This window comes from Pantoea sp. Ap-967, from assembly GCF_011752565.1.
Lineage (GTDB): Bacteria > Pseudomonadota > Gammaproteobacteria > Pseudomonadales > Pseudomonadaceae > Aquipseudomonas.
Map to the genome: position 1 here is coordinate 89,423 of NZ_VWXK01000021.1, position 13,777 is coordinate 103,199.

At 63.5% G+C, this 13,777-nt stretch carries 9 protein-coding genes; 1 reads left to right on the top strand and 8 read right to left on the bottom strand.

The genetic code is table 11. The features are described 5' to 3' along the window. Positions 1-34 precede the first annotated feature (34 nt). From F3J45_RS30560 to F3J45_RS20770, 7 genes are all read right to left on the bottom strand, one after another. The gene (locus F3J45_RS30560) at positions 35-1,438 is read right to left on the bottom strand and encodes a PIG-L family deacetylase (protein WP_167067123.1); all 1,404 of its coding nucleotides are present in this window, start codon (positions 1,436-1,438) and stop codon (positions 35-37) included. After that, a complete protein-coding gene (locus tag F3J45_RS20745) occupies positions 1,435-2,331 on the bottom strand; it encodes an antimicrobial resistance protein Mig-14 (protein WP_167067126.1) in 897 nt (298 codons plus the stop codon). The genes F3J45_RS30560 and F3J45_RS20745 overlap by 4 nt, the downstream gene beginning before the upstream one ends. After that, positions 2,331-3,461 carry a glycosyltransferase gene (locus tag F3J45_RS20750; protein ID WP_167067129.1) on the bottom strand — a complete coding sequence of 377 codons (1,131 nt, stop codon included), beginning with the start codon at positions 3,459-3,461 and terminating at the stop codon, positions 2,331-2,333. Before F3J45_RS20750 ends, F3J45_RS20745 begins: the two co-directional genes overlap by 1 nt. Next, positions 3,445-5,202 carry a carbamoyltransferase gene (locus F3J45_RS20755; protein ID WP_167067132.1) on the bottom strand — a complete coding sequence of 586 codons (1,758 nt, stop codon included), beginning with the start codon at positions 5,200-5,202 and terminating at the stop codon, positions 3,445-3,447. Before F3J45_RS20755 ends, F3J45_RS20750 begins: the two co-directional genes overlap by 17 nt. Positions 5,203-5,437: 235 nt before the next feature. Then, a complete protein-coding gene (locus F3J45_RS20760) occupies positions 5,438-6,274 on the bottom strand; it encodes a 23S rRNA (adenine(2030)-N(6))-methyltransferase RlmJ (RefSeq protein ID WP_167067136.1) in 837 nt (278 codons plus the stop codon). Between the two features lie 178 nt (positions 6,275-6,452). Further along, positions 6,453-7,931: a sodium/proline symporter PutP gene (putP, locus tag F3J45_RS20765; protein WP_167067138.1), complete on the bottom strand. Its 1,479-nt coding sequence runs from the start codon at positions 7,929-7,931 to the stop codon at positions 6,453-6,455. Positions 7,932-8,037: 106 nt separating this feature from the next. Continuing rightward, positions 8,038-8,220, bottom strand: coding sequence for a hypothetical protein (locus tag F3J45_RS20770; RefSeq protein WP_167067141.1), 183 nt, complete (start codon positions 8,218-8,220; stop codon positions 8,038-8,040). 68 nt (positions 8,221-8,288) lie between these two features. Here F3J45_RS20770 and putA point away from each other — a divergent pair, with 68 nt between their 5' ends. After that, entirely contained in the window at positions 8,289-12,242 is a 3,954-nt protein-coding gene (gene putA / locus F3J45_RS20775) for a trifunctional transcriptional regulator/proline dehydrogenase/L-glutamate gamma-semialdehyde dehydrogenase (protein ID WP_167067145.1), read from the top strand. Positions 12,243-12,765: 523 nt separating this feature from the next. Here putA and F3J45_RS20780 read toward each other — a convergent pair. Further along, positions 12,766-13,452, bottom strand: a complete 687-nt coding sequence (locus tag F3J45_RS20780; protein WP_167067148.1) for a hypothetical protein — start codon at positions 13,450-13,452, stop codon at positions 12,766-12,768. Positions 13,453-13,777 lie beyond the last annotated feature (325 nt).

Consider the following 13,777-nt stretch of genomic DNA (forward strand, 5'->3'; position numbering starts at 1 on the left):
TTTCCTTGGGCGCTTTGCGCCATCGCGGTCGGGGTTACAGCTCACGCCGCCAGAACAGCTCATGCCGGCGCACGGCCTTGCGGAAGAATTCATTCTCCCCGTAAGGCGAGGGGCGCCGGCCCGCCAGCCAGCGCTGCAGCAAGCGGCGCAGGCGACGCTTGAACGGCGCCGACGGCTGCAGGTCGTGCATCATCCCCAGGGCCATGGCCTTGTCACGCTGGGTGGCCAGGCTCAGCACCAGGCTGCACGGGGCCCATGCCTGGTCGGCTTGCAGCTGCGGCGGCAAGGCCACGCCATCGCCACTGTCGCCCATGGGCCAGCGGTCGTTGTCGTGCAGGTGGTTGGCGTAACACAGCAACGTTTGCGGCTGCCAGGCCAGGCCTTGCAAGGCTTCCAGCACAGCAGCCTGGGCGCAGATGTGATCGGGGTGCGGGTCGAGCTGCGGGTGCGGCATCACCAGCACTTCGGGCCTGGCCAGTTCCAGCAAGGCACGCAGGTCGGCCAGCAGGTTCTGCCAGGTGGGGGCGCCATCCTGGTCGCCCGGCAGCGGGAACGGGTTGAACTGGCGGAACGGGCGGATATCGGCCATGTCGGCTTCACGCGAGGCCGCTGGTTGGCCAGGCGCCGCCTGCATGGCAGGCAGCTGCAGGCAGAAATAGCCCAGTTGCACGCAGCGCGCTTCCGGCACCCCGGCCCAGCGCGGTACGGCGATGCTGTCCCAGGCGCGCAGGCGGCCTTTGAGCCGGGCGGCCTCGGCTTTGCCCAGGCCCATCTGCTGATAATGCTCGGCTTCGATTTCACCGGCGGTCAGGGTCACCACCCAGGTTTCCTCGGCCTGGCTGTACAGGCCATAGGCGGCAAGCTCGGCATCGTCAGCGTGCGGTGCAATGACCATGACGCGGCGGCGCTGCAGCTCGACGCTTGGGGTTACCCACAGGCGCGGCTCGCCCTGCAGCCGGCAATGGCGCCCGCGCACGCGCAGGGAACCGGCCTGCAACGGCGCGGCCAGCCCGGTGAGATTCAGATAGCGCACACCGGCAACACCGCGCTCGAAGGTTTGCCGGTCGGCAAGGCCTGCGCCTTGTAGCTCTACCCGTGGGTCGAGCAAGCGCCCCAGCCAGTTGCTTTTCACCCGTACTTCGAGCACCAGGGTTTCATCACCCTGCAAGGGCACGTCGGCCTTGAGCACACCTTCGCGCAGGGTCACCGGCGCTTCATGGGTGTGCTCGCCAAAACGGTAGGCGTAGTCCTCGCCCGGGGTGTAGAACAAGTGGTCGGCAAACCAGGCTTCATGCGCCGCCCACAGCACCGGCAGCAGCACCAGCGGCAGCCACCACCAGGCGAACAGGCCCAGGGCCACCAGCAGCACCAGGCTGGCCAGCACGCCCAGGCGCTTGTTGCGCCGGTGGCGCTTGAGTAACTGCTGCTTGCGACTCACGCCTGGAACACCGGCACGGGGTTGCACCAACGGTCCTTGTACTCGCGGTCGGCGCGGCCGAACGAGAAGCGCAGGGGTTTGCCGCGCGCGCGGGCATCGTCCCAGGCGGCCTGGGTATTGAGGAAGCTCAGCACGCTGCCTGGGCTGAAGGCCTTGAGTTGCGGGTCGACGCCACCGTTGATGTACTCGACGCTGATCCACTCCGGCGCTTCAACCCGGTAAACCAGCTGGATGGCGATCGGCTTGCCGTCGAGCAGCAGCACCGAGCCGATCAGCAGCTCGCGCAAGCGCTCCAGCACCTCGCCCATGCGCTCGGCGCCAGTGGCCGGGAAGCCCCAGCGGCGCTGGAACAGGTCGCAGTACATGGTGGCAATTTCAGCAGCGCTGAAGTCGCTGATGGGGCGCACCTGGCCACCGGCCTCTTCCAGCAGGCGCAGTTCGCGGCGCTGGTTGTAGCGGAATTTCTTTGACAGGTCTTCATGGGCACGGGCCATGGCCAGCTGCTCTTTCTGTACCTTGAGGCCGCTGAAGCGCCCCTGGTTCAGTTCGGACAGGTAGCGCGCCGCGTGACGCAGCGGCGCGCCGGCATCGGCGGCCGCGGGCAGGATGATTTCGGCATTGCCCAGGTCGAACAGGGCTTTCTTGCCGGCCTGCTTGAGCACGTCCTTGGCCAGCGCCAGGTGGCGGCCCCAGGTCGGGATCGCTGCTTTAAGTTCACCGCCCTGGTACCAACCCAGGTAGCGCACGGGAATCTGCGCCAGGTCCGCCAGTTGCTCGACCACCAGCGGGTGCGTGGCCACACTGCCGCCAAAGCGTGCCCATGCCTGGGCGTATGCCGTGGCGTCGATGGTTTGCCAACCGCGCTCGCGCAAGGCCCGAATACGATTGAACATCAGGCCTGCCCCACCAGTGCGCGCACCTGCGGCAGCTGCCAGAAGGCCTCGCGCACCGCCGAATCGGAAAAACGCTCATGCAGGCGCTGCAGCATGTGCTCGGCGCACGCCTCACGTTGCTGTGCATCCAGCAGGGCCATGTGCTTGAGCCCCTGGGCCAACTGGCCGGCGTCGGCGAGCGGGAACAGCACGCCCACACCCTCCACCACTTCACGGGCACCGCCACAGGCCGTGGCCAGTACCGGCACGCCGGCGACCATGGCTTCGAGCAGCACCATGCCGAACGGCTCGTGGTCGGAGCTCAGGGCAAACACGTCGAACGCCTGGAAATAGCGGCGGGCATCCGGCACCTGGCCAAGGAAGTCCACCTGCCCGGCGATACCCAGCTCGGCGGCCAGCGCCTTGAGCTTGGCCTCAAGGCGCCCCTCGCCAAGGATCGCCAGGCGCGCGCCAGCCGGCAGGCCCGGCAGCGCCTGGGCAAACCCGCGCAGCAAGGTGGCCTGGTCCTTGTCCGGGTGCAACCGGCCAACATTGCCGACCACCCACGCCTGCGCATCCAGGCCCAGCACTTCACGGGCCTCGGCACGCGGCGCCAGGGCCGCCTGCAGGGCGCCGATGTCGATACGGTTGTACAGGGTCTGGATGCGCTCGGCCGGCCACGTTGGCAGGCAACGGCGCATGTCGTCGCGCACCGCATCCGACACGCCGAGCAGGCTCAGGCGCTTGGCGAACAAGTTGGCGAACAGCCGCCGCCCTTTGCGCTGGTAGTCGCCAAAGGCATGGTGCACGCCGATCACTGGCAGGCCAGTGCCCAGCAACGCCACGTAGATGGGCTTGAAGCGGTGGGCGATGCAGAAGCTGAAATGGCGTTCGGCAGCGATCCGCCGCAAGGCGCGGATCGCGCCGAGCTTCAGGCCGCGAACGGCCTTGGAGCTGAATTCGAGAAACAGCACCTCGTCCGACGCGCAGCCAGCCGCCACCTGCGGGTCGGCGGCGCCAGTGAGGAACACGGTGGTGACCTTGTAGCCGCTGCCCTGGAACAGGCTGGCGTATTGACGGGCGCAGTCGAGGAACGGCCCGTCATAGCCATGGCAGAACTGCAGGATGCGCGGTTCAGAGCGGCTGGTCATAGGCGGCGGCGCCGTCCTTAACGACCAGGATGTCTTCCATGATCAGGTACTGCAGGTCCGAGCCGAAGAACATGTTCAGGGCGTCGGTCGGCGAGCAGATCATCGGCTCACCACGGCGGTTCAGCGAGGTGTTCAGCGACACGCCGTTGCCGGTCAGGTCTTCCAGCGCCTTCATCATGTCGTAGTAGCGCGGGTTGTATTCGCGCTTGAGCACCTGGGCACGCGAGGTGCCGTCCTCGTGCACCACTTCCGGCACGCGGGTCTTCCACTCTTCAGCCACTTCGAAGGTGAAGGTCATGAACGGCGCCGGGTGATCGACCTTGATCATCTGCGGGGCAACGGTGTCGAGCATCGACGGGCAGAAGGGTCTCCAGCGCTCGCGGAACTTGATCTGTTCGTTGATGCGGTTGGCCACGCCCGGCACGCTCGGGCAGCCGATGATCGAACGGCCACCAAGGGCACGTGGGCCGAATTCCATGCGGCCCTGGAACCAGGCCACCGGATTGCCTTCGACCATGATCTTGGCGATGCGCTGTGGCATGTCGTCGAGCTTGCGCCATTTCGGTGCATTGGGGTGACGGGCACAGGCGGCAATCACGTCCTCGTTGGAGTACGACGGGCCGAGGTAGACGTGCTCCATCTTCTCCACCGGCACGCCACGGGCGTGGGACACGTAGGCGGCGGCACCCACCGCGGTACCGGCATCGCCGGACGCCGGCTGGACGAACAGCTCCTTCACGTCTGGGCGGGCGATGATCTTCTGGTTGAGCTTGACGTTCAGCGCGCAGCCGCCAGCGAAGGCCAGCTTGCCGGTTTCACGCAGGGTGTCGCCCAGGTAGTGGTCGATCATCTGCAGGGCGAGCTTTTCGAACAGCGCCTGCATGCTGGCGGCATAGTGAATGTACGGCTCGTCGGCGATATCGCCTTCGCGCTTGGGGCCCAGCCATTCGATCAGCTTGGGCGAGAAGTAGAAACCCTTGCCCTTCTCTTTATGGCGGCGCAGGCCGATGACGTTGGCGTACTCGGTGTTGATCACCAGCTCGCCATTTTCGAAACTGGCCAGGCGCGAGAAGTCGTATTTGCTGGCGTCGCCATACGGCGCCATGCCCATGACCTTGAACTCGCCGTCGAGCATTTCGAAGCCAAGGAACTCGGTGATCGCGCCGTACAGGCCACCCAGGGAATCCGGGTCGTAGAATTCCTTGAGCTTGTGGATCTTGCCGTTTTCGCCGTAGCCGAAGAAGGTGGTGGCGTACTCACCCTTGCCGTCGATGCCGAGGATCGCGGTTTTTTCCTTGAAGCCCGAGCAGTGGTAGGCACTGGAGGCGTGGGCCAGGTGGTGCTCGACCGGCTCGATCTTGACCTTTTTCGGGTCGAAGCCCAGTTGCTCCAGGCACCAGACGATCTTCTTGCGGTAGCGCTTGTAGCGGCGGTTGCCCATCAGGATCGCGTCGAGGGCGCGGTCCGGGGCGTACCAGTAGCGTTTGGCATAGTGCCAGCGGGCCTTGCCGAACAGGCTGATCGGGGCGAACGGAATGGCCACCACGTCGACATCAGATGGCTTGATGCCAGCTTGCTCCAGGCAGAACTTCGCCGACTCGTAGGGCATGCGGTTCTTCGCATGCTTGTCACGCACGAAGCGCTCTTCTTCGGCGGCGGCAATCAGTTTGCCGTCGATGTACAGGGCCGCGGAAGGGTCATGGCTAAGGGCGCCGGACAGGCCAAGAATCGTCAATGCCAAGGGATTAGCCTCTTCATTCGGTAGAGATGCGCCAGCGGCCTCGTGGGCGGGTGGCGGCTAAAGGGCGGGATTATAACGCAAACGGCAGCCACTGCATCGGCCTGGTAGGAGCGAGCGCAGCTCGCGAGGGCGCGCGCAGCGACCCCGGGTGCTCAGCTTCGTAGCAGGCAGTGCCGGGGCTGCCTTGCAGCCCATCGCGAGCTGCGCTCGCTCCTACAGGGGACCGCGATGCCAGTTACTCGGCGATCAGCCAGTCCATGCGGAAGCTGCCGGCGGTTTGTGCCAGTTCCTTGGCCAGCCAGGGCAGCAGCTCGCGCAGTTCTTCTTCCAGGCCCCATGGCGGGTTGGCGATGGCCAGGCCCGAGCCGTTGAGGCCCTGGGGGCTGTCCTGGTGGTGCACGTACAGCTCCACGCGCAGCAGTTTCGGCGCGCCGGTGCTGGTCAGGTCCTGGTAGAAGCGGGTCAGCGAGCGCTGGTCCTTGATCGGGTACCAGATGGCCGCGACGGTCTGGCGCATGCGGCCAATCGCCTCCTTCATGGAGGTGGTGCAGCGCTTGAGCTCGTCGGCCTTCTCGAAGGGTGGGTCGATCAACATGATCGCGCGCTTTTCCTGCACCGGCAGCAAGGCACGTGGCACATGCCAGCCCTCACCCAGATGCACGACCACGCGCGGGTCCTTCTTCATGTTTTCCTTGAGCAGCGGGCCGTCTTCCGGGTGCTTCTCGTTGAGCAGCGCACGGTCCTGCTCGCGCATCAGGCGCCGGGCCAGCTCGGGGGAGCCTGGGTAGTAGCGCAGCTCGCCGTCGGCGTTCAGGCGCTTGATGATGCGCAGGTAGTCGGCGGCCATGGCCGGCAGGTCGTCGCGGTTCCACAGGCGCGCAACGCCCTCCAGGTACTCGCCGGTGCGGGTTGCCTGGTCGCCCTGCAGGTCATAAAGGCCAAGGCCTGCGTGGGTGTCGATGTAGGCGAACGGCTGCTCCTTACGCGACATCAGGGCGATGAGGCGGGTCAGCACGATGTGTTTGAGGACGTCGGCGTGGTTGCCGGCGTGGAAGGCGTGACGATAGTTCATGGCAACTCCTGCGAAGGCGGCAAGTTTACCTTGCCTTGCAGGCGGCGTCAGGCCTGGCTGTCGATCGGCGGCACCTTCTTCGCGGGCCAAGCCCGCGCCTACAAGGTCATCGAAACCTATGCAATCCCTGTAGGAGCGGGCTTGCCCCGCGAAGAAGCCACCACCGATTCAACAGTTGTTACTTGTCAGCGTGATACGCCGCATCAGCCGTTTCAAAGCGCTGCACCATCGCCTGCGACGGGCTGCCCAGCTTGCTCACCAGAACGATGGCGATGCTCGCCAGCAGGAAGCCCGGGATAATTTCATACAGGCCCCAGGTATCGATCTGCTTCCACAGGATCACGGTCAGCGCACCGACCACGATACCTGCCAAGGCGCCGTTACGGGTCATGCCCTTCCACAGCACCGAAATCAGCACCACCGGGCCGAAGGCCGCACCGAAACCGGCCCAGGCGTAGGCCACCAGGCCCAGCACGCGGTTTTCCGGGTTGGCCGCCATGGCAATGGCGATCAGGGCCACGGCCAGCACCATCAGGCGGCCGACCCACACCAGCTCGACCTGCGAAGCGTTCTTGCGCAGGAAGGCCTTGTAGAAGTCTTCGGTCAAGGCACTGGAGCACACCAGCAGCTGGCAGCTCAGGGTACTCATCACCGCCGCCAGGATGGCCGACAGCAGTACACCGGCGATCCACGGGTTGAACAGGATCTTCGCCAGTTCGATGAACACCCGCTCGTGGTTCTCGGTGACCGGGCCTGCCTGCTCAGGGTGCGCCGAGAAGTAGGCGATACCGAAGAAGCCCACCGCGCAAGTGCCGGCCAGGCACAGGATCATCCAGGTCATGGAGATGCGACGGGCGTTGGCGATCGATTTCACCGAGTCGGCGGCCATGAAGCGTGCCAGGATATGCGGCTGGCCGAAATAGCCCAGGCCCCAGCCCATCAGGGAAATGATGCCGACGAAGGTCGCGCCCTTGAGCATGTCGAAGTTGGCAGGGTTCTGCGCTTCGATGGCCAGGAAGGTGGTGTCGAAGCCGCCGGTGGAGATCAGCACGATCACCGGCGTCAGGATCAGCGCGAAGATCATCAGCGAGGCTTGTACGGTATCGGTCCAGCTCACCGCCAGGAAACCGCCGACGAAGGTGTAGGCGATGGTGGCCGCAGCGCCGGCCCACAGGGCCGTTTCATACGGCATGTCGAAGGTGCTTTCGAACAGGCGGGCACCGGCGACGATGCCGGAGGCGCAATAGATGGTGAAGAACACCAGGATGACGATGGCCGAAATGATCCGCAGCAGGCCGCTGTTGTCTTCGAAGCGGCTGGAGAAGTAGTCCGGCAGGGTCAGCGCATCGCCGTTGTGCTCGGTCTGCACGCGCAGGCGGCCGGCGACGAACAGCCAGTTGAGATACGCGCCCACGGTCAGGCCGATGGCGATCCAGGCCTCGGAAAGGCCCGAGAAGTAGATGGCGCCCGGCAGGCCCATCAGCAGCCAGCCGCTCATGTCGGAAGCGCCGGCAGACAGCGCGGTCACCACGCTACCCAGGCTACGACCGCCGAGGATGTAATCGGAAAGGTTCTTGGTGGAGCGATAGGCGGCGAAGCCGATCAGCACCATTGCCGCGATGTAGATCACGAAGGTGATCGTTAGTGGATTGCCCATGCGTGTGCCCTGGCGTTTGTTTTTATTTCATGCGCAACCGGCGAGAGGACGGTTGCACCCAGGCGGCGAATCCTATGCAACAACGCAAAGTGGGTGCAACCATTTTTCATTTGCAAGTTGCACCTGGCCGTGCATTTCCCGTTAAACCGGCTTTTTTGCTCCTTTTGGGAGCATAACCGCCGTTTTTCAGAATAAAACGCACCACAAATGCCCCTTTTCGCCGCGCCAGCCTGCGCGCCAGACGAGTTGCACCTTTTTCATGAAAAAAACGGGTTGCACCTGGTTGCACCTGAAAAATCCTACAGCTAATCTTGGCCCCAGCTAAAGCCACGACCGTGGCAATAATGAGGATAAGAAATGGCGACGACCACCCTTGGGGTCAAACTTGACGACCCTACCCGTGAGCGACTCAAGGCCGCTGCGCAGTCCATCGACCGCACGCCGCACTGGTTGATCAAGCAAGCGATCTTCAATTACCTGGAGAAGCTCGAGGGTGGCGCTACCCTGACCGAACTCAATGGCCACGCCAGTGGCCTTGCCGATGACGCCGGTGAGGTCCAGGCCGACCACAGTCACCAATGCTTCCTCGAATTCGCTGAAAGCATCCTGCCGCAATCGGTGCTGCGCTCGGCCATTACGGCTGCCTACCGCCGCCCCGAGCCGGAAGTGGTGCCGATGCTGCTGGAACAGGCGCGCCTGAGCGCGCCGCTGGCCGAGGCCACCAACAAACTGGCCGCCGGTATCGCCGAAAAACTGCGCAACCAGAAAAGCGCCGGTGGCCGTGCTGGCATCGTTCAGGGCCTGCTGCAGGAATTCTCCCTGTCGTCCCAGGAAGGCGTGGCCTTGATGTGCCTGGCCGAGGCCCTGCTGCGCATTCCCGACAAAGGCACCCGCGACGCCTTGATTCGCGACAAGATCAGCAACGGCAACTGGCAGCCACACCTGGGCAACAGCCCGTCGCTGTTCGTCAACGCCGCCACCTGGGGCCTGCTGCTGACCGGCAAGCTGGTGTCCACCCACAACGAAGCCGGCCTCACCTCCTCGCTCACCCGCATCATCGGCAAGAGCGGCGAACCGATGATCCGCAAGGGCGTCGACATGGCCATGCGCCTGATGGGCGAGCAGTTCGTCACTGGCGAAACCATCGCCGAAGCCCTGGCCAACGCCAGCCGCTTCGAAGCCAAGGGCTTCCGCTATTCCTACGACATGCTCGGCGAAGCGGCCCTGACCGAGCACGACGCGCAGAAGTACCTGGCGTCCTATGAGCAGGCCATCCACTCGATCGGCAAGGCCTCCCACGGCCGCGGCATCTATGAAGGGCCAGGCATCTCGATCAAGCTGTCGGCGCTGCACCCGCGCTACAGCCGCGCCCAGTACGAGCGCGTGATGGAAGAGCTGTACCCGCGCCTGCTGTCGCTGACCCAGCTGGCCAAGCAATATGACATCGGCCTGAACATCGACGCCGAGGAAGCCGACCGCCTGGAGCTGTCCCTCGACCTGCTTGAGCGCCTGTGCTTCGAACCGACGCTGGCCGGCTGGAACGGCATCGGCTTCGTTATCCAGGCCTACCAGAAACGCTGCCCGTACGTAATCGACTACGTCATCGACCTGGCCAAGCGCAGCCGCCATCGCCTGATGATCCGCCTGGTGAAAGGCGCCTACTGGGACAGCGAGATCAAGCGCGCCCAGGTCGAGGGCCTGGAAGGCTACCCGGTGTATACCCGCAAGGTGTATACCGACGTGTCCTACGTGGCTTGCGCACGCAAGCTGCTGGCGGTGCCGGAGTCCATCTACCCGCAGTTCGCCACCCACAACGCCCACACCCTGTCGGCCATCTACCATATCGCGGGCCAGAACTATTACCCGGGCCAGTACGAATTCCAGTGCCTGCACGGCATGGGCGAACCCCTGTACGAACAGGTCGTGGGCAAGGTTGCCGATGGCAAGCTGAACCGCCCGTGCCGGGTATACGCCCCGGTCGGCACCCACGAAACCCTGTTGGCCTACCTGGTGCGCCGGCTGCTGGAAAACGGCGCCAATACCTCGTTCGTCAACCGCATTGCCGACCACTCCATCTCCATTCAGGAACTGGTGGCCGACCCGGTCGCCAGCATCGAGCGCATGGGTGCCCAGGAAGGCAGCATTGGCCTGCCCCACCCGCGCATCGCCCTGCCGCGTGAACTGTATGGCAGCGAGCGGGCCAACTCGGCCGGCATCGACATGGCCAACGAACACCGCCTGGCGTCGCTGTCCTGCGCCATGCTGGCCACGGCCAACCATGCCTGGCAAGCCGCCCCGCTGCTGGCCTGCGCCGCCAGCGAAGCTGCCGCAGCGCCGGTGCTGAACCCGGCCGACCACCGCGACGTGGTGGGCCACGTGCAAGAAGCCACCGTTGCCGACGTCGACAACGCCATCCAGTGCGCGCTGAACGCAGCGCCCATCTGGCAGGCCACGCCGCCGGCCGAGCGTGCGGCGATCCTTGAGCGCACCGCCGACCTGATGGAGGCCGAGATCCAGCCGCTGATGGGCCTGCTGATCCGCGAAGCCGGCAAGACCTTCGCCAACGCCATCGCCGAAGTGCGCGAGGCCGTGGACTTCCTGCGCTACTACGCGGTGCAGGCACGCAACGACTTCAGCAACGACGCCCATCGCCCGCTGGGCCCGGTGGTGTGCATCAGCCCATGGAACTTCCCACTGGCGATCTTCACCGGCCAGGTGGCCGCGGCCCTCGCCGCCGGCAACCCGGTGCTGGCCAAGCCGGCCGAGCAAACCCCGCTGATTGCGGCCCAGGCCGTGCGCCTGCTGCTGGAAGCCGGCATCCCTGAGGGCGTGCTGCAGCTGCTGCCAGGGCGCGGCGAAACCGTCGGTGCCGGGCTGGTCGGTGACGAGCGGGTCAAGGGCGTGATGTTCACCGGCTCCACCGAAGTCGCCCGCCTGCTGCAGCGCAATGTGGCTGGGCGCCTGGACAACCAGGGCCGGCCGATTCCGCTGATTGCCGAAACCGGTGGCCAGAACGCGATGATCGTCGACTCCTCGGCACTGACCGAGCAGGTGGTGATCGATGTGGTGTCCTCGGCGTTCGACAGTGCCGGCCAGCGCTGCTCGGCCCTGCGCGTGCTGTGCCTGCAGGAAGATTCGGCCGACCGCGTGATCGAAATGCTCAAGGGCGCCATGGCCGAAAGCCGCCTGGGCTGCCCAGACCGCCTGGCCGTGGACATCGGCCCGGTGATCGACGCCGAAGCCAAGGCCGGCATCGAGAAACATATCCAGGGCATGCGCGAGAAAGGCCGCCCGGTCTATCAAGTGGCCATCGCCGATGCCGCCGAGGTCAAGCGTGGCACCTTCGTGATGCCGACCTTGATCGAGCTGGAAAGCTTCGATGAGCTCAAGCGCGAGATCTTCGGCCCGGTACTGCACGTGGTGCGCTACAACCGCCGTAACCTGGACCAGCTGATCGCACAGATCAACGCTTCCGGCTACGGCCTGACCCTGGGCGTGCACACCCGCATCGATGAAACCATTGCCAAGGTGGTGGAATCCGCCAATGCCGGCAACATGTACGTCAACCGCAACATCGTGGGCGCCGTGGTGGGTGTGCAGCCGTTCGGCGGTGAAGGCCTGTCCGGCACCGGCCCGAAAGCCGGTGGCCCGCTGTACCTGTACCGCCTGCTGTCGACCCGCCCGGCCGATGCGATTGGCCGGCACTTCCACCAGCAGGATGGCGCAACCCAACCAGACCGTGCCCTGCACGAGCAGTTGGTGAAGCCGCTGCACGCCCTCAAGGCCTGGGCCGAGAGCAACCAGCACGCAGACCTGGCTGCCCTGTGCAACCAGTTCGCCGGCCAGTCGCAAAGCGGCATCGCCCGCCTGTTGCCCGGCCCGACCGGCGAGCGCAACACCTACACCATCCTGCCGCGCGAGCACGTGCTGTGCCTGGCCGACAACGAGGCCGACCTGCTGGCGCAGTTCGCTGCCGTACTGGCGGTGGGTAGTTCGGCGGTGTGGGCCGACAGCGAGCCCGGCAAGGCCCTGCGTGGCCGCCTGCCGAAGGAGCTGCAGGCCAAGGTCAAGCTGGTGGCAGACTGGAACAAGGATGAGGTGGCGTTCGACGCGGTGATCCACCATGGCGACTCGGACCAGTTGCGCGGCGTGTGCCAGCAGGTGGCCAAGCGCGCCGGGGCGATTGTTGGCGTGCACGGGTTGTCCAGCGGCGATCACCAGATTGCGCTGGAGCGGCTGGTGATCGAGCGGGCGGTGAGCGTGAACACTGCGGCGGCGGGCGGTAATGCCAGCTTGATGACCATTGGCTGATGACATGCCTTGAGAGGTTCAGCGCCTGAAAGATCGAGCGCCGCCCGCGCGGCGCTCGATTAAACAGACACCTCTATCTCCTACCCTTGCTGTTTTCAGTTACGGCGCCTCCAGAGCCACCAGAGACTCCAAGCTTTAGCCCCTTCAGAAGCAGCAACAAGGCTCAACCAAATCCACGTGCTGGTATCAGGCAAGAGCAAAATCAACATAAAAGATGGGATCACAAAAAAGACACGAAAAGGAATTTGAATGAACGCCAAGTAGATCCCCGAAACCCTACCCAGACAAAGCATTAGGCTACTGGCCACAAGAGAGGCCTGGGTAACGAGGCCCATCCACACCATAAATTCAAGACCTCCCCCCCACTGCTCCATGTTTGCGAGGGCAGATTTGAAGTCACTTAAAAAGGGTGTAACGCCTCTTCCGAGAGCACTGAACACCACGAAGCAAATATAGAAAGCGTCCATTACCCCCCAGAAAAAACCGACCAAACGCTTTGACGTGATTAAGCCCGATCTTCCTATCATTTGTCGTTGAACTCATATTCTTCGTTTGCTATGACTGGACGCCAATGCCACGAGGTGCCTGATACATCCCAATCATCATCAGCTTCGACATAAATTTGAGTAACCTCACGCTCCATACCATACCGATGAATTGCCGAGGACGGCGCAAAATCAAGCTCTTCACTGTCAAGTGGCACCCATTTCTGAGTTACCGTTCTCGTTGTATTCGCAAAATCCTTTCCTGAGGACAGGAACACCCGACCCTCATCACCTCTAGATGTCAGAAAATTTGCAAAAAAAGCAGCACTCGATGCAACTTTATTAACACGCACGTCATCTATTTTCCACTTGCCAGGTCCAAGCACCGTTGAGAGCGTGTTTATCAAATACTCACCGTCGCCCCTGCTATTGCAAATTTTCGCATACCACCACTTATCGAGATCAATCGGTTTGAATGGCTGATCTTTAATCAGCATCCATTCACCCGATGCAACTGGCCTGAGCGCCCTTTCTATCTGATCGCCAGTCAGAGCAACCGAGCTATACAGACCACACTCCCTCAAGAGGTCGGTGACGCCACATAACTCTTGCACATAGCGCCTACTTTTCAAATTATTCCTGACTATCGAAACCGAAAAAAATGGATTTTCAACCTTGCACAATTCTTCCTTTCTGATATTTGTCCAGCGAGCCAACTTCTCCATTGTTAGTCCTTCCTCACGAAAGGATTACGTCTACATCATCCAAATAAATTTCGCATTACCAGATAATCTGAAAACGTTGTAGGAGTTTTCTGTTTTCAAGCATGCCTTGAGATGTTCAGCGCCTGAAAGATCGAGCGCCGCCCGCGCGGCGCTTCGCGAGCTGCGCTCGCTCCTACGTTTGTTTCGGGCCAGTGAGTACTGGGGGATTGGCGCGCGAACGCTTTGGCGCATAGCGCGATATAGCGTCGTACAAACAAGACGGTCGCGCGCATCTGCCACAGGCGTTACTGGCCGGAAACAAACGTAGGAGCGAGCGCAGCTCGCG

Coding starts and splice junctions, on each gene's coding strand:
- F3J45_RS20780 (WP_167067148.1), bottom strand. CDS start 13,452: ATGGAGAAGTTGGCTCGCTGGACAAATATCAGAAAGGAAGAATTGTGC.
- F3J45_RS20745 (WP_167067126.1), bottom strand. CDS start 2,331: ATGTTCAATCGTATTCGGGCCTTGCGCGAGCGCGGTTGGCAAACCATC.
- putP (WP_167067138.1), bottom strand. CDS start 7,931: ATGGGCAATCCACTAACGATCACCTTCGTGATCTACATCGCGGCAATG.
- F3J45_RS20760 (WP_167067136.1), bottom strand. CDS start 6,274: ATGAACTATCGTCACGCCTTCCACGCCGGCAACCACGCCGACGTCCTC.
- putA (WP_167067145.1), top strand. CDS start 8,289: ATGGCGACGACCACCCTTGGGGTCAAACTTGACGACCCTACCCGTGAG.
- F3J45_RS20750 (WP_167067129.1), bottom strand. CDS start 3,461: ATGACCAGCCGCTCTGAACCGCGCATCCTGCAGTTCTGCCATGGCTAT.